Annotated in this window: 16 protein-coding genes; 9 read left to right on the plus strand and 7 right to left on the minus strand. The window is 46.9% G+C overall.

Annotation, left to right across the window (positions count from 1 at the left end):
• The first annotated feature begins 100 nt into the window (after positions 1-100).
• Positions 101-874, plus strand: coding sequence for a delta-lactam-biosynthetic de-N-acetylase (gene pdaA, locus E6W40_RS03010; RefSeq protein WP_136604125.1), 774 nt, complete (start codon positions 101-103; stop codon positions 872-874).
• 81 nt (positions 875-955) lie between these two features.
• Here the strand turns inward: pdaA and E6W40_RS03015 are convergent, their stop codons facing one another.
• The 3 genes from E6W40_RS03015 to E6W40_RS03025 form a co-directional block, all read right to left on the minus strand.
• Complete coding sequence (locus E6W40_RS03015) at positions 956-2608, minus strand: extracellular solute-binding protein (protein WP_136604126.1); 1653 nt, start codon at positions 2606-2608, stop codon at positions 956-958.
• A gap of 68 nt (positions 2609-2676) precedes the next feature.
• Positions 2677-3570 carry a carbohydrate ABC transporter permease gene (locus E6W40_RS03020; RefSeq protein ID WP_136604127.1) on the minus strand — a complete coding sequence of 298 codons (894 nt, stop codon included), beginning with the start codon at positions 3568-3570 and terminating at the stop codon, positions 2677-2679.
• A gap of 45 nt (positions 3571-3615) precedes the next feature.
• Complete coding sequence (locus E6W40_RS03025; protein WP_246072826.1) at positions 3616-4569, minus strand: ABC transporter permease; 954 nt, start codon at positions 4567-4569, stop codon at positions 3616-3618.
• 205 nt (positions 4570-4774) lie between these two features.
• On the opposite strand from E6W40_RS03025, the gene E6W40_RS03030 reads away from it, so the two are divergent.
• The 5 genes from E6W40_RS03030 (at position 4775) to E6W40_RS03050 (ending at position 11420) form a co-directional block, all read left to right on the plus strand.
• Positions 4775-6358 (plus strand): response regulator, encoded by a 1584-nt coding sequence (locus E6W40_RS03030; protein ID WP_168928808.1) that lies wholly within the window; start codon positions 4775-4777, stop codon positions 6356-6358.
• A gap of 30 nt (positions 6359-6388) precedes the next feature.
• Positions 6389-8161, plus strand: a complete 1773-nt coding sequence (locus E6W40_RS03035; RefSeq protein WP_246072827.1) for a sensor histidine kinase — start codon at positions 6389-6391, stop codon at positions 8159-8161.
• 112 nt (positions 8162-8273) lie between these two features.
• Positions 8274-9266 (plus strand): family 10 glycosylhydrolase, encoded by a 993-nt coding sequence (locus E6W40_RS03040; RefSeq protein ID WP_136604130.1) that lies wholly within the window; start codon positions 8274-8276, stop codon positions 9264-9266.
• Positions 9267-9464: 198 nt separating this feature from the next.
• On the plus strand, positions 9465-10163 hold the full coding sequence (locus tag E6W40_RS03045; RefSeq protein ID WP_246072829.1) for an undecaprenyl-diphosphatase: 699 nt from the start codon (positions 9465-9467) through the stop codon (positions 10161-10163).
• 102 nt (positions 10164-10265) lie between these two features.
• Positions 10266-11420 (plus strand): phosphodiester glycosidase family protein, encoded by a 1155-nt coding sequence (locus tag E6W40_RS03050; protein WP_136604131.1) that lies wholly within the window; start codon positions 10266-10268, stop codon positions 11418-11420.
• A 100-nt stretch (positions 11421-11520) separates the two neighbouring features.
• Here the strand turns inward: E6W40_RS03050 and E6W40_RS03055 are convergent, their stop codons facing one another.
• The 3 genes from E6W40_RS03055 to E6W40_RS03065 all read right to left on the minus strand — a co-directional run bounded on the left by E6W40_RS03055 (position 11521) and on the right by E6W40_RS03065 (position 13821).
• Positions 11521-12372 (minus strand): DegV family protein, encoded by an 852-nt coding sequence (locus E6W40_RS03055; protein ID WP_136604132.1) that lies wholly within the window; start codon positions 12370-12372, stop codon positions 11521-11523.
• A 211-nt stretch (positions 12373-12583) separates the two neighbouring features.
• A complete protein-coding gene (locus E6W40_RS03060) occupies positions 12584-13435 on the minus strand; it encodes a DegV family protein (protein ID WP_136604133.1) in 852 nt (283 codons plus the stop codon).
• A gap of 2 nt (positions 13436-13437) precedes the next feature.
• On the minus strand, positions 13438-13821 hold the full coding sequence (locus tag E6W40_RS03065; RefSeq protein WP_136604134.1) for a hypothetical protein: 384 nt from the start codon (positions 13819-13821) through the stop codon (positions 13438-13440).
• 192 nt (positions 13822-14013) lie between these two features.
• On the opposite strand from E6W40_RS03065, the gene E6W40_RS03070 reads away from it, so the two are divergent.
• Positions 14014-14394, plus strand: coding sequence for a DUF423 domain-containing protein (locus E6W40_RS03070; RefSeq protein WP_136604135.1), 381 nt, complete (start codon positions 14014-14016; stop codon positions 14392-14394).
• A gap of 54 nt (positions 14395-14448) precedes the next feature.
• Here E6W40_RS03070 and E6W40_RS03075 read toward each other — a convergent pair whose 3' ends face one another.
• Positions 14449-14991, minus strand: coding sequence for a YolD-like family protein (locus E6W40_RS03075; protein ID WP_136604136.1), 543 nt, complete (start codon positions 14989-14991; stop codon positions 14449-14451).
• A 215-nt stretch (positions 14992-15206) separates the two neighbouring features.
• Here E6W40_RS03075 and E6W40_RS03080 point away from each other — a divergent pair, with 215 nt between their 5' ends.
• Positions 15207-15509 carry a YunC family protein gene (locus E6W40_RS03080; RefSeq protein WP_136604137.1) on the plus strand — a complete coding sequence of 101 codons (303 nt, stop codon included), beginning with the start codon at positions 15207-15209 and terminating at the stop codon, positions 15507-15509.
• 491 nt (positions 15510-16000) lie between these two features.
• The gene (locus E6W40_RS03085; RefSeq protein WP_136604138.1) at positions 16001-16462 is read left to right on the plus strand and encodes a Dps family protein; all 462 of its coding nucleotides are present in this window, start codon (positions 16001-16003) and stop codon (positions 16460-16462) included.
• Positions 16463-17018 lie beyond the last annotated feature (556 nt).

Consider the following 17018-nt stretch of genomic DNA (forward strand, 5'->3'; position numbering starts at 1 on the left):
TGAGGGGCACGAAAAATACACATAATTTTGCCTGCGCTGTGGCATATTACCTCTAGTTTGTGAATTCAGACAATTCATTGATGGAGGGGTGAATATCCACATGAAGCGCTTTGTAATCGTATTGGCTGCGGTTCTGCTCCTGTGCTGTGGTTTCCAGCAAACGGCGTCTGCGGACGGTCCTTACCATTTCGGCTTCAAAAAAAGCAAAAACGGACAGCTTCCTTCCATTAACGAGGAGGGCTTTAAGGGCGTTCTGCAGAAAAATGATGCTATTTTTTTGGGGGACACTGCCAGGAAGGAACTGTTCCTGACATTTGACAACGGCTATGAGAATGGGTTTACACCCAAGATTCTGGACGTGTTGAAGGAGAAGAAGGTTCCGGCCATCTTCTTTCTCACCGGTCATTATGTCAAGGATAAGCCCGAGCTTGTGACAAGAATGGTCACGGAAGGTCATCTCATCGGCAACCATTCCTGGTCTCATCCTGATATGACGCAAATATCCAACATGCAGCTAAAGGAAGAGCTGGAGAAGGTGAAGCAGGCTGTGACGGATACAACCCGGCAGCAGGCCATGGCATTCGTACGTCCACCGCGCGGGATTTTTAATGACCGTACGCTTGCCCTGAGCCGCTCAGAAGGATATGTCAGTGTATTCTGGTCGGTAGCCTACAAAGATTGGGACGTGAACGACCAGAAGGGTTCGGATTATGCTTACAGACAGGTTATGGCTCAGCTTCATCCGGGGGCTGTCATCCTTCTGCATTCGATCTCCAGAGACAATACGGAAGCACTTGGGCGCATTATCGATGGAGCAAGGCAGCAGGGTTATGAATTTAAAAGCCTGGATACGTTAAAAGTGAAAACCTACTAAAGATCAGCGGGTGGAGCGGAATATAAAAAGAGGCATTCCCAGGATAGGGGATGCCTCTCTTTTTTCGTTGAAACCAAAGGGTTAATTTCCTTTGATCTTCTTGAGATTTTCCTGCCATTTAGCAGTTTCGAATTTCAGCAGCTTTTCATACCCGGCTTTTTGGGCATCTTGCTCAGCCTTGTCAAGCAGGGAGATAACTTCCTGCTCATCTTTGGCAAACAAGGCTTTTGCCCGCACCTTATCGGCGATATCGGATACGCGCTGCAAGATCATGCCTTCATCCGAATCCGGAAGGGGCTGGATATTGCCAAACTCCGTCGCATCAAAGGAGGTTTTCCAAGCGATTCCGGTTTGCGAGACAGTGGCCCAGTCACGTTTGTCCTCAGGAAGGTTCATTTCATTTTCGGCTTTGGACCCGTCAATAAACGCTGTATTACCCGCCCATTGGAAAGTATCCCAGATAGCCATGAGCTTGGAACGCTCCTCAACTTCGTTTTTGTATTTATCCGTGTAGACCGGTGCACCTTTATCATTGGTACCCTGCCAGTACATGCCTTCAGGACCCCAGAAAATAACACGCTCCCCTTCTTCGCCCGTCAGCCAGTCAAGATAGGCGAATATGCCTTCAGGATTCTTGGCTGATGTTGTAATGGCACTGACGTTCCAGCCGAGAGAGTCGAATTCGTTAACCCACACCTTTTTCGGATCGACGCCGTCTTTATGAAGCGGCCATATCATGGTATACCCGCCTTCAGGGTCCTTGGCCCGCAGCATGCTGTTAGCTTCCGTGCCCAGAACAGTGGTATCGAAATCTCCATAAATCGCTACGCGTCCGTTATTCACTTTTTCCTTCACCTGGTCGCGGGTTTGTGTGATGGCATCCTGGGTGATCAGCTTTTCCCGGAACAATGTGTTGGCAAAAATCATCGACTCCCGGTAGACCGGATCACTGAACAGTGATTTCAGCTCATTTCCATCAGGAACCACGCGAAGGGAGACCTGACCGACATTCCGGTCTTCCGCCATGCCTGCATATAGGAAATCAATACCTTGCCCCTGCAGGCCAACCTCGAATGGGACCACTTCTGGATATTTTTCTTTCACCAGCTTCAGGTAGGCGTACAGGTCATCAAAGGTTTCAAGCTTCGGTGATCCGAGCTCCTTGTAGATCTTATTGTTTATCGCATAACCGCCGTTACCCATCGGATTCTTTGTATACCAGTTCGGAAACTGATACAGCTTTCCATCCTCGGAGCGGAGCATGTTAAGTGTTTTTTCGCCTGCCCATTTTTTCAGATTGGGGTATTTTTCAAGATACGGATCCAGCGCGACGAGCTTGCCTGCTTTTCTGAGTTTCTCCACATCCGTTCCACGGTCTCCCCATATGACATCGGGCAGTTGGCCGGAGGCTATCATCGTATTGAATTTCTGCAGGGCGGCGCCACCGGATTGGATCGCTTGGACGTTCACCTTCATGTTATCCTGTATCCATTTGGTTGCCGGGTCCTGGCCCCACGGATTCATGGTATACCAGTCATAATTGCCGTAAAAGGAAAAGGTTAGCGGCGTTTCTCCAAGCACAAAAGGTTTGGATGGGTCTGCTTGAGCAGTGTCCTTTCCTTCAGGCTTTGCTGCGTCAGTTCCGCTGCTTCCACTGCATGCTGCAAGCATCATACTCATGCCCAGCATACAGACTAGCAGCAGGGCAGACGTTTTTTTGGCTGACATCTTCATACCCCCATATGTTTGTTGTTTATATGTACAAGCCTTTCAGAAGACTTTTACATCGATCATATCCGGCTTCATTCTTTAATGGAACCGATCATGACGCCTTTGGTAAAATATTTTTGTAAAAATGGATAAACCAGCAGAATCGGTATCGTCGCTACCAGCATGGTTGACATGGTAAGCGATTTGGTAGTGACGCTTTGAAGCTGGGACATGTGGCTGCGTGCTGCAGCGTTGGTCTGCATCATCTGCTCGGACATAATGTTGGAGCTTAAGATTTGCTGAAGCAGGGTTTGGATCGGAAGCAGATGCTCACTCGTGATGTAAATACTGGCCGTAAACCAGTCATTCCAGTGCCAGACAGCAGAAAACAGGGAGAGAGTGGCGATGACCGGACCCGAAATCGGGACGACGATTTTGAAAAAGATGCCCCAGTGGCCGCAGCCATCGATTTTCGCAGATTCCTCGAGTCCTTCCGGCAGCTCCAGAAAAAAGGTGCGGAAAATGATCATGTTCCATACGCTGATAATATTGGGTACAATCATTACCCAGAAATTATCCATCAGGCCCAGCTCGCGATTAATCAGAAAGGAGGGAATCAACCCACCGCTAAAGTACATTGTGATGATGCACAGGATCATATACCATTTCCGTCCCATGAGCTGTCTTTTGGACATACCATAGGCGAAGACTGCCGTGCATACGATGGATAGAATCGTGCCAATTACTGTTCTCAGGACAGAAATAAGGAAGCCTGTCATTAACCGCTTATCCTGAAACACAACATTGTAGTTCTCAAGCGTGAACTGTCTGGGCCAGAAGGTGATCCCGCCACGGGTCGTATCCGAGCCAACATTCAATGAGATTACGATAGAATTCCAGAAGGGATACAGCATGGCGAAGGCCATAAGTAAAAGTGATGCATAGATCAGACTGAGAAAGATGCGATCGGAGAAACTGATTTTCATGTCGATATCACCTGCATTTCAATAATGTAGTTGCCTTGCTGGGTACTACCACAGACTTCGGCCCAGCTTGCGGGCCATCATATTGGCAGCCGTCAGCAGTACGACGCTGATCACGGATTTGAACAACCCGACGGCGGCGGCGTAGGAGAAGAGCGAGTTCCGGATGCCAACGCGGTAAACGTAGGTATCGATGACATCGGATACATCCTGCAGTACAGGGTTTTTGGCGAGCAGCAGAATGTCCTCGAAGCCTGCGCTTAAGATATCGCCAACCGCGAGAATTATGAAGATTGTGATGACGCCGGTGATGCCGGGCAGGGTAATGTACCAGATTTTCTTCAATCGGCTTGCGCCGTCAATGGAAGCTGCTTCGTAAATTTCCGGATTAATGCCGGCAATGGCAGCCAAATAAACGATGGCGGAGAATCCAATCTCCTTCCAGACGCCTGTTCCGATCAATATGGCCCAGAAATACTCAGGTATGGACAGGAAGTTGACCGGTTCATTCACCAGGTGGAGCCTTTGCAGCAGCATGTTAATGCTTCCGTTATCAGTCGCGAGCATGGAGGCCACAAAGCCGGATACGATGACCCATGACAGGAAGTGAGGCAGGTAGCTAACGGTCTGAATAATCCGTTTGAAGCGTAGATGGCTAATCTCGTTTAAAATGAGCGCGAGCAGTATCGGTGCCGGAAAACCGATGAGCAGCCTCAGCGCGCTGATCACAAACGTATTGCGCATCACGGTCCAGAATTCAGGGGCTTCGAAGAACATTTTGAAATGCTTGAGTCCCACCCAGGGACTATGCAGAAAGCCCTGGAAAATATCATAATCCTGAAAAGCCATCAGCACCCCGTACATCGGCAGATACGAGAAAATCAGGATAAGAGCCATCGCCGGGATGACCATCAGTTGGAGGTCCAGTTGCCTGGAGAACCTGAACCAGAATGATTTGTGATCGGCCCCCGGAGGCGAAACGGATGTGGTGCGTTTTTTCATGTGAGCACTTCCTTTGCAAATTTACTCTGCTGAAATTTATGGTATAGGAGCCTTCCCTGCAAAAATACTGACTTGAACAACGATTTATAGACTTCTGCAATGAAGTTGCAGCGTTTTCAACATGTTAAAAATGAAATGTTATATGATGGGTTCAATAGAGCGCGGTAGCATTGAACTTGCGGGTGACCCGGGAGGAATAGCATGCATGTATAACGTATTGCTGGCAGATGATGAAGTGCTGGATTTAAGAGGGATGGAGCGGTTTATTCCATGGAAGGAACTTCAGATGAATGTGGCGGCGGTAGTAAGCAGCGGCTTCGCAGCGCTGGATTATATCAGGCAGCACCCGATTGATATTCTGATCACGGATATCCGGATGCCGATTATGTCAGGTTTGGAGCTGTCCCGTGAAGCGCTGCAGCTGCTCCCGCAGCTGAAAATCATATTTGTGAGCGGATATGAGGATTTTCATTATGCCAAGCAGGCGATGGAGCTGAATGTGCAGAGCTATGTCCTGAAGCCTGTAGAGGATGATGAGATGATCGAGGTCCTTCAGAAGGTGAAATGCCAGCTTGACCTTGAGGAGCAGCAGTCGAGGCTGAAATCCGATTACTATAAAACACTGCCTATGCTGAAGAATGATCTGCTGCTTGGACTGCTGGACGGACAGCATGGCAGTGAGAGTACGCACTCAGATGACTTGCTGCTTGAACAATGTGGAATCAGTCCTTTCATGCCGCACCGGATTGCTGTCATTGAAATCGATGATGTGGCCTGGAAACTGAACACTTGCAGCGAAATCGAAGCGAAGCAGATCATCCATCGACTCTATCAAACGATTTTGGATTATAGCACCGAGCACGGGGTTCGATCGCTGTGCAAGCTATCCAGCCGTGAATTTGCCCTTGTACTGCAGGCCGAGCATCTCACTGCATGCGAGAACATGCTGAGCCGATTAATTGAATGCATCGAAGTCCATTTTCCTGTCACAATCACAGTAGGACTGAGCAGCACAGCAGCTTCGCTCGATTCTATTCAGGCGTCCTATCATCAGGCTAAGCAGGCGCTGGATTATAAGATGCTGGCAGGCAAGAGTAGGCTGATTCAGTTTGCTGAGCTTGAGTCGGGCAGTTTTGAGGAGATGCAAAGTCTGGAAATGCGTCTTGATGCTCTTTTCGCTGAAATGTCGAATTACAGGCTTGTACAGATACATGATGAACTTGAGCATGTTTTCACCTTGATCCGCCGGATGAAGTCCAAATCCACCGTGTATAACTTCGCTATCCAAATTATATCCAGACTGGATGCCTATCTGGCAGGGCTCCATGAGAACTTGTTCCAGATGCTCGGCATGAGGATGGAAAACCTGGACATTTTGTTCAAATTCGAAACGATGGATGATATTCAGTCCTGGCTGCGCCGGAGAGTATTCGAAATCTCTGAAATGCTGCATGTGAAGAAGCAAAAGAAAAACAACAAACTGCTGGAATCGGTCTGTGCTTATGTGGAGGAGCATCTTGCTCAGAATATTGCGCTCAGGGATGTGAGTAACCTATTTTCTTTTTCCCCGAATCATCTCGGAGTTCTGTTCAAGCAAGGAACTGGGATCAACTTCAGTGATTATGTCGTAGAGAGGCGGATGGAGAAAGCCTGCGAACTGCTTCGCGATCCTCACTATAAAATATTTGAGGTTGCTGGGCGTGTGGGCTACAAGAATCTGACTTATTTCAGCCGGCAGTTTAAGGACAAATACGGCATGACGCCTGGCGAATACCGCAAGCAGTGCTGAAAGAAAGAAAGAAAGAAAGTAGGATTTCCCATGATGCGGAAGAAACGATTTCTGTCATTCGGCTATAAGCTGATGATCTCATACATTGTTCTGCTGATTGTGCCGGTAGCCTTTGTAGGCATATTCGCCTATAACACCTCCGTAGAATCCATCCGAAAACAAACAAAGGCCAACATCCGCGGCACTCTTCAGCAGATCCAGGACAATATTCATTACAAGGTGGAGGATATTCAGCGTTTAACGGATCTGCTGTATTATGACCGAACGCTGGCAGATTCCCTGAGGCGTTATGATGATGGCTGGTACAGCTTCGACACACTGCAAAGCTATCTGATGCCGACGCTGCAAAATACGATTCATGCGACAAACCGCAATATCGCGTTGTCTGTGTTTATTCAAAATGATACCATTCCGGAAGTCTATTACTCCTATGAAGGCATCGACCCGCTGAGTAAAGGAAGATTCTACGAGCTTTTCCATCAGAAACGCATTGTGGACAAAGCGTGGTTTAAAGACCTGCCCCAGGAACAGTATGGGGTGACCATGAAGTGGCACCAGATTGAGGAGGATGACAGGTATGGGAACATTTCACTGCTCCGGAGATTGATGGACACCTATGAGCCAACCGCACCCAAGCCTTTCGGATTTGTGCGTATTACCGTTAAGATTGCTGATCTCCTGGAAAGTGTAAATGAAGACAAGTTCCGAAACGGAAGTACTCTGTACATAGAAAATGACAAGCAGGACATTATCTATCTTTCTTCGGCGGATAAAAACATGAGGCAGGAGCAAATTCCGCTGCTGGAAAGCAAGGACTATCTGCAAATTAAAGTGCCGATTGAGGGTCTGAACTGGACGCTCGCTGCCAATATCCCAAACCGGGTGATGGAGCAGGATATCCAGAAAGTCAAAAGCGTCACGATCATCGTATGTATCATCATGATTATTTTATTTTCCGCGGCAGGCTGGCTGCTCTCCAGATACTTTTCCAGACGGGTTGTCAAGATCGTTTCCGTGCTTCGTTCGTTTCAAGAGGGAGATTTGCATAAGCGGCTCCGCTACGGAGGGCAGGATGAATTTAACCAAATTGCACTGGCGCTTAATGACATGGGTGAGAATATGAATCGTTTGATCCAGGAAGTGTACTTGTCCAATTTGCAGAAAAAAGAGGCGGAGCTGGAAATTCTTCAGGCACAGATCAACCCGCATTTTTTATACAATTCGTTTTCTTCCATTAATCGGCTGGCCCAGTTCGGAGAAATTAGCAAAATCCGATCGATGGTCAGCGGGCTCGCAAAATTCTATCGGCTGACACTGAATGAAGGCCGAATGATGATTCCGGTCGAGAAGGAGCTGCAGCAGGTTCAAACCTATATTGAAATTCAAAAAATCAAGTATGAGGACCGGCTTACCTTCAACATCGATATCGACGAGAAGGTACTTGGCTTCGATACTGTAAAGTTGATTCTGCAACCCTTTGTGGAGAATATTCTGGAGCATGCTTTTTACGGTGATAACATCCATATCCGCATGACGGCTGAGGCTGGAGAGCGGGCAATCCAGTTTAAAATTATTGATGACGGTATCGGCATGAACGCGGAAACCATCCGGCAGATTTTCTCACCAAGCGGTATTAAGATGGGTTACGGCATCCGCAATGTCGATCAGCGCATTAAGCTGCAGTTTGGCGATTCTTACGGTGTTATGCTCTACAGCCGGCTTGGAATCGGGACAACTGTTCAATTGACCATCCCCTATTTTCATCATACAGAATCAAAAGACATCGGCCGGACGGAGGGATGAGGAGAGCTTTTGAAGCTTTCCAGTAACGGCTGCGAGAGGAGGAGGATCAAAAGACACCTTGGTCAGGCTCCCTACAAAACCAAACGAATCCCATTTGAGAGGTGGACGAACAATGATTAAACATAAGAGAAAACGGGCGCTCTTATTGGCTTTGCCCGCGCTGCTGATGAGCTTTATGCTGTCCGTTCCGGCCCAGACAACGTCGGCGCAGAGCGGTCCTTTCGTTTCTGAAATTATCGTGCGGACGGTCGCTAATTTTAAGAACCATAATGAAGTCGTCAGTTTTGTGAACAATGCTGCCAAGCGCAGCATTTCTGTCATTAATCTGAGCGTGAAACAGGATGAGGATGATGAAGTCCCGTCAGGTTATGTATTTTATAAGAGCAAAATCGCTCCGATCGCTTCCGGATACTCCAATTTTGACGCGGTCAAGGATGTCATCACCGAAGCGCATAAACAGAACATTCAAGTAAGGGCCTGGATTCCGCAGTTCCATGATAGAGCAGCCTTTGACAAGAATAGTGATTGGCAAATGCGTTCCCTTGTCAACGGTAAGGTAAAGCCTTTTACAGGGTCCAATGGCAGTGAATACTTCGTGAATCCGCTTCATCCGGATGTGCAGGCATATGAGCGTTCCATCATAAAGGAGGTTGCCACGAACTATGATGTCGACGGGATTGTGCTCGACTGGATCCGCTTCGATGATTACAACATGGATATGGGCAGCTATACCAGAACGCAGTACAAAAACACATACGGCTATGACCCGATCACGATTAATTTTAATACAGATAATGCAAAGCGTAAGGAATGGAATGAATGGAGAACGACTAAGCTCGGAGAATATGTTCGCGATGTGAGAAGTGATTTGAATGGTATTACACCGGGACTTTTTTTCGGAGCCTATATTTTACCGCCTGAGTTTGTGGAATGCGGACAGGATGTTGCGAAATTCATGCCTTATATGGACTTCATCTCACCGATGGCTTATTTTGATGATTGGGAATTCCCTCAAAGCTGGGTATATGATGGCGATGGCATATTGAGCCAGACCCGGCAGAAAATTGGCAGCGCCGAAATCATTGCAGCTTTGGACACAGACTGAACCGATGCGCAATATCATAATGTGCAGCAGGGAATCCGCTCGAATTTCCCTGACATCTCGAATCTCGCATTTTTCGTTTATGGAAAATGGACTGATAACGAGATGAAGAAGATCAATACCCGCGCAAACTGGTAGAGAAGTCATGAAGCCGTCCGCCCTTACGGGGCGGGCGTTTTTGTTGCTGTACAAGAGCTGGATTTGAATGCGACAGCGAAAATCTATTATACTGGACATCATACCATCATCTTTTTGGTAGAAATATTGACATTGTATGAGCATTTACTGCAAGGAGAGGAGAAGATTATTATTTCTTTGTTATCATGGGATTACTCGTTGTTTAGCTGGATCAATAACGCAGCGGGCAATCATCCGGCCATCGACGCGATCATGCGTTTCTTGTCCAAGGACGCGGAATATTTATTTTATCTGGCCGTTATTGTGTATTGGTTTACCCGGAAGAGGGAGAACCGGAAGATGGTTGTGCAGGCTCTGGCCTCCGCTTGTCTTGCCTTTGTGATTGGAACTATTCTCAGCCATCTGTTCTATCGGGATCGTCCTTTTGTTGCCCATCAGGTTCACCAGATGATTGAGCATGCGGCCAACGCTTCGTTTCCGAGTGACCATTCGATTGGTTCTTTTGTGATTGCGTTCTCGATTTTTCTGTTCCGTAAAAAGGATGGAGTTGTCTGGATGCTGCTCGCGGCTTTGATTGCCTTTTCACGGATTTGGAACGGAGTCCATTATCCAACCGATGTTCTGAGCGGCGCGATTCTCGGTATTTTTTCGTCCGTGGTGGTTTATCAGCTGTTCACGAAGCTTGCATGGCCGCGGAAAATGCTGTCCGGTGCTATCAATATATATGAGAGCTTGGAATTCCGCATCTGGCGCAAATCATAGACCAAAAATAGCCTATTTTGGCTTTTTTACGAGAATTTTGAAACATTTATTTCCTGAAATGCGTCTATTCTACAAAAGCATCGCTATGGGGGAAATTAAACGATGGAGCAAGCATCACTGCCAAAGAGATCCACGGTAAGGCAGCAAAAGAGTACTCAACCCGTTAAAAACAAGAAGCGTAAAAAACGTAAAAAGGGCTTGGGATGGTTCTTTTCCAGGCTGATCTGGACCATGCTTATTGTGGGAATGATAGGGGCAGGCTGGTTTTTTCTGACACCGTCCGGCAACCAATACCGTTTTCTAGCAGCGGATACATTAATAACGACTCAGCATCGTTATTTGGCTAAATATATTATCGGGCAAGCCGAGCTCGACCGCAGGGTCGCAGAATATAATAAACGGTTTGAATCCATGGGCGAGGAGAAGGATACCCATCAGATTCAGCTTCCGGCTCCGACGCAGACTTCTTCTGAAACCTCTGAAACGAAGAAGCAGCTCGTCGAAGTGGAGGAGATTTCGGGCAAAGGCTATCATGGATACGTAATGACGGTTAATGATCCGACGAAAATTCGCCTTGGCGTGCCTCAGGCCCGCGGCAAGGGCGAAAAGGTCTCCAGCATGGTGAAGCGAACCGGAGCCATTGCCGGAGTCAACGGAGGCGGTTTTGCCGATCCGAACTGGAAAGGAAACGGCTTTAAGCCCATTGGTATTGTCATCTCCCAAGGGAAGCTGTATTACAACGGTCTGGGCAATAACTCATCGACTCAGGTTGTCGGGATTGATAAGACCGGTAAAATGATTGCCGGCCACTATTCCCTGAAAGATTTGAACAATATGGGAGTTAAAGAGGCTGTTACGTTTCAGCCGCGTATTATCGTTAACGGCAAAGGCTTGATCAAGAATGCCAGCGAGGGCTGGGGCATTGCACCGCGGACGGCCATGGGTCAGCGGGCGGATGGTGCCATTCTGTTCGTCGTGATCGACGGCCGCCAGCCAACTTATAGTATCGGGGCGAATCTGTATGACGTCCAGCAAATCATGCTGAAGCATGGTGCCGTCATTGCTGCCAATCTCGACGGTGGATCATCTACGGTGCTTGTGAAGAACAATGAAATCCTCAATAAGCCTTCCTCCGAATATGGGGAGCGTTATCTGCCGACGGCGTTTCTTGTATTTGAAAATCCGGAAGAAGCGAATATTCCCAATGTCTGGGCGGGGTTGAATCCAAAGGATATCGATCCGGGCAAGAAGAAATAAAAGCAAAGGACAGCCGTTATGGCTGTCCTTTGCTTTTTTATAAGCATATATGTCGAGCTCTGCTAAAGAGTCTTCGGATCAGAAAAAAATAAAAATAGCTTTATGCTTTCTTGCAGTACATGATGCCGATGGTCTTGGGACCACAGTGGCTGGATATAACGCAGCCTGCGGTTGAAATAGCCACTTCACCCGCATTGGTATTTTCCTGAAGCAACTTTTGCAGATATTTGGCTTCATCCTCAGCAAAGGAATGGACGACAATGATCAGATCATTATCCATCAGGTCGTTTTTCTCGAGGGCATTCTGAAGCATCTGATTCATTGCTTTCTCTTTTTTGCCCCGTACTTTGTAGGCAGGTGTCATCTTCCCGTCAATAACCTTAATGACCGGGCGGATATTTAGTAGACTTCCCAGCAAATTCTGTACGCCGGAACAGCGTCCGCCTTTATAAAGGTATTCGAGCGTGTCGATAACAAACTCCGTTTCAACCTGTGGACGAACGGTCTCCAGCATGCTGACAATCGAATCTAAGCCCTTGCCTTCACTGGCGGCATGAACTGCTTTCATGACAAGCAGACCTATAGCGCTTGACAGGTTGCGGGAATCGACGACACGAATTGAAGCATCCGGATACTCAGCTGCAGCAATCAACGCATTTTGGTAGGTAGCGGATAGCTCAGAGGACAAGCTGATGTACAAAATTGAATCTCCCTGCAGGACATGTGGCTCAAATGCAGCCATAAAATCCGCGGGAGAAGGGGCAGCCGTCTTAGGCAGGCTTCCGTTTTGGGCTACTCGTTCATACAGCTCGGCCGTTGTGATATCTACTCCGTCTCGCAGCTGCTCGTCCCCAAACACGACATACAGCGGAATGACTCCGATCTCATACCGGTCGACCCATTGTTTCGGCAGATCGCTGGTGCTGTCCGTGAAAACTTTAAGATTTGGCATGAACATCTCCCTTAAACGTATGTTGCTTTTAGGTCAGAATGTATTCGTTCTGATTGGATATTACTTTAATGGATATTTAATTTTCTGACAAGCGGGAAAATGGAAGGGGCACTCTCCATTTATAAAAGAAAAACAGCCCGCATGAGTCCATCGTACAAGGTGTACGAGTCTTCATGAAGGCTGACGATCCATATGTTTTTTTTCGCTAGAGCTATTCCTTTTTCACGTACAATATACCGATCGTTTTTGCTCCGCAGTGGGAGGAGATAACGCAGCCGGCATCCGAGATAGCCACCTCGCGGGCACCGGTTTTTTCTTCTAGAATGTGTTTTAGCTTTCGGGCATCCTCTTCAGCCAGGGAATGGGTTACAAAGATAAGATCGTCGTCCATGTGATCCCGCTTTTCCAGGGCGTTGCTCAGCATTTGCTCCAGTGCCTTTTCCCTCTTGCCGCGGACCTTATAGGCCGGAGTCATTTTGCCGTCGATCACTTTAATGACCGGGCGGATTTTGAGCAGGCTGCCGACGAGATTTTGCATGCCTGAGCAGCGTCCGCCCTTATACAGATAGTCCAGGGAGTCGATGACGAATTCCGTTTCAACGAGCGGCTTGATATGCTCAATCAAAGCAGCGATTTCCTGTGGAGACATTCCTTGCTCAGCTGCCTTGACGGCTTTCATGACCTGAAGTCCGATCCCCGTGGATAAGTTCAGTGAATCGATTACCGTGACTTTTCCTTTCGGAAATTCTTCCGCGGCAATCACGGCATTCTGATATGTGGAGGAAAGCTCCGACGACAGGCTGATGTATACGATATCCCGGCCTTCTTCTATAAAAGGGGAAAAGGCTTGAATGAAGTCCGCTGGTGAAGGTGCGGCAGTTTTCGGCAGGCTGCCTGTTTTGTCCACTTCAGCATATAGCTGCGGAGTTGTGATATCCAATCCATCCTTGTAGGTCTGATCGCCAAAGGTTACATATAAAGGGATAAGTCCAATGTCATAATCCCGAAGCCATTCCCTGGGCAAATCGCAGGTGCTGTCGGCAAAAACTTTAACCTTGGACATATCTATCCCCTTCCGGCTCTAAGCATCAGAATGACAAACATCAGACCAAAGCTTAAAATAATTACTGTATTCAGAGCTAGTCCAAGGATCGCGAAGATTTTTTTGCGGTTTCGGAGTACTGTGCCGATAATTCCCAGGACAATGCCAATTATATTGGCGGCGAACAGTCCGATCAGAATGATGGTAATAATCGTGACGCCAGTCGTCGAGCTATCCGACCATGAAAGGCCTTCTCCATCTAGACTGGAAGAAAATATGGCTCCCATCGCACCCACACTAATGATATAAGCCAGCATGGATACGAGACTGATAATAAATGAAGCAATCCCGGGGCCGGAGTGTCGCTTAATCTGCGGCGGATGCTGGGGAGGCTGTTGTGATTCCATGGTTATGTCTCTCCTTACAAAATGAAATATGTATGGTTATTACTCTTCCATATTATGAATCAAAAATCAAGCTGAATGGATGCTTCTTAAAGCGTTCACAGAGCGTTCACAGTGGAAAATGATATACTGTATAGGGTAATATGATTGTCAGAATAGACAAAACGAGATGACAGGATAAGGAGTGATAAAGTCTTGCAGCGTAAATTTATGATTATTGGTGCATTGATGGCCATGCTTTCCGTGGCGATCGGTGCTTTTGGAGCCCATTTACTAGAGCCGATTGTTGGCGAGTCATCGATGAAGGTGTATGAAACCGGCGTTCAGTACCATATGGTGCATGCACTCGGAATCATATTCGTTGCCGTTGCTGCCGGATTCTGGGGAGATTCGCGGAAACTGGCCTGGGCTGGCTGGCTCTTGTTCGCCGGTATTATTTTGTTCTCAGGCAGTTTATATCTGTTGGCCATTACGGGAATCAAGCCTTTAGGTATTATTACCCCGTTTGGCGGCGTGGCTTTCATGATCGGCTGGATTTGCCTAATGGCTGAAGCCATTTCAAAAAAGAAAAAGTAATCATTAAAAAGCCCTTGCCTGTCCTTTTACCGGACGACAAGGGCTTTGATCGTATTAAACGACTTCAATGATTTCATTAAGCTTGAATGAATATACCTGCTTCTCATCCACATGATAAACGTTCAGCAGCTGATTGATTTCGTCGAAATTCAAAATACGACAGGGCATGCTGGTTGGTTGTCCGCCGCGGGTTGCTGTCAAACGGATCAGCCGGTTATCATGAATGCAGTCCGTGATCCATTCATGCAGCTGGGAGCTGTATTCAGTGGTGTTCATCTTTTTCTCAGCGGGGGAGCTGGTGCTTGCGGCCGGTTGTTCGGTCTTTGCCTTGAGTTTAGTTCTATAATCAGATAAAGGCGATGGCGTTACCGTAGAAGCGCCCGATTTGTTAATTAGAGATTTCCGTTTAACCTGCAGCATGGACTCGATAAGCTGTCCAAGTTCCATTCCTGATTTAATCCGGAAATCAGCGATGTTTTCATTTTCATTCAGCATTTCAATTATAGCCTGCAGAGCGAGTGCGTTCGAGCGGCTTTTAACCAGAATATCTACATTAAATAAATATCCTGACTCTTCATTAGATTGTTTGTTTTCCATAAATCCCCCAGCCTATAACATGTGCAAAAAAATAAGTCTTGAACTTTATAAATCATATCATGAACATGTAATGCTGGATAGTCCTAATGTCGGAGTGAAGCATATCTTTATTCCTAGAAAAAGGTTCTATTTTTATCCCTTATTTCATACACACTGAGCCCCTAGAAGGAATACACATAATCTGAACACTTTATCCAAAGAGGAGGTGTGAGCCCATGGTGACTATGGAGCCCATTCCGGTTGGAGAACATACGCTTGTCGGAGTAGAGGTAAAGCTGCCCAAGACTACATTACTGACAATCAGTACCTCGCGCGGGTATATCATGTGCGGGGCGCTTGATGTAGGACTTTTGAATGACCGCCTGGGCGACCGTAAAATCATTGCCGGCAGGGCGGTAGGCGTAAAGACACTGAAGGAACTGCTGGAGGCGCCGCTCGAATCTGTAACTACGGAAGCAGCCGTCCTTGGAATTACCCCGGGAATGCCCGGATATGAAGCACTTCTTAAAATGCTGTAGTTGGCTCTAGATGGACATATGATTGAGCCTGCTTTTTTCAACAGAACCTCGCAAACCCAGTCCCTGCAGGGACTGGGTTTCTTCCAGTTAAATCATAGAACAGCTTTTTGGAATGATGAAAAACAAGAGCCTTCGCATAAGGCTAAGCTTGTTTGACAATGATACTTTTATCACTGCTGCTGTGTTCTGTAATATGGAATACTAAATTCAGATTGCAATCGCCAATTTCCTGATCGCTCAGCTTTGTATCTGCCGGAAAACGACCAGGGTTGTAACACCCATAGGTTGAAGTTATTCACTCTTATGTCACATGTATGGATTTCCATGAAGATTGGGATGCGTTTTTGTTTCGTACCAAGGTGTACAGGGTAAAATATAAACAGAGCCCCTGAGGCGGTTAAGACCGCTGATTGAAGCCACTTAATGCATAATTTCAGAGCGGTCTACAGAAGGCCGGTTCTTACTATTAGAGAAAAGGAAGGGATTAAACAATGGCTAAAACAACATCTAAATCCAAAACAACAACACTCGAACAAATATTGAACCAGCAAGTTGCGAACTTGAATGTACTTTATGTGAAAATCCATAACTTCCACTGGTATGTAAAAGGGGAGCATTTTTTCACGCTGCATGTGAAATTTGAAGAGCTCTATGATGATGTCACCCTGAAAATGGATGAAGTGGCTGAACGCCTTCTCACTATTAAAGGCAGCCCTGCCGCAACGATGAAGGAATATCTGGAGCTGGCTACCATTCAAGAAGCTTCCGGCAAGGAAGACGCGCGTAAAATGGTACAAACCCTGATCGAGGACTTTGCAACCGTCTCTGAGGAAATGCATGAAGGCATTCATCTGGCGGAGGAAGCAGGAGACCATCCAACAGGAGATTTGTTCATTAAAATTAAAAATGATCTTGAAAAGCATATGTGGATGCTGCGCTCTTATCTGGGATAAGAAGCGGCGCTTATTTACCGGATAGCTGAAAAGGAACACCGAAGCGGGTGCGCCGGTCTTTCTCCGGAGCGCCTTTTGGTGTGAAACATAACTATCTGATGACCGGTGTTTCTGAATACGGGAAAATCGAGGCAAGAATCGGCATCATGTACTGGACGCAGGAATACGGATCCATTCCTCATTATTATCCTGATACATAAGGTTTGACCTTATATTCTAAGTTCATTCTTTTGTGCTGAGCGCCTTCACCGGTTTCGAAAGGATCCGCTTCATGGTTGCTGTATAAAAATAATAAACAAAATGTTATTTCCTTTATATGGTCTATGCGTAAGCAAATATTTAAGCATTGAAGGATATTGAATAAGCCAGCTGGTGACGAGCAAATGAATGCCGGTGCCGGATGATGCGCAAATATCCGTAAAAAAGTGCAGGTTTCAGCAAGCATGACAGTTATGGGAATAGGAGAGTACCCATATTAAAGCAGACTCGGCTTTTCGTAAGCTGAGCCTGCTTTCTTCATTTATTTGAATTCTTGCAGACAGGGGCGGTTGATATG

Source organism: Paenibacillus dokdonensis (assembly GCF_004916975.1).
Taxonomy (GTDB): Bacteria; Bacillota; Bacilli; order Paenibacillales; family Paenibacillaceae; genus Paenibacillus_AQ; species Paenibacillus_AQ dokdonensis.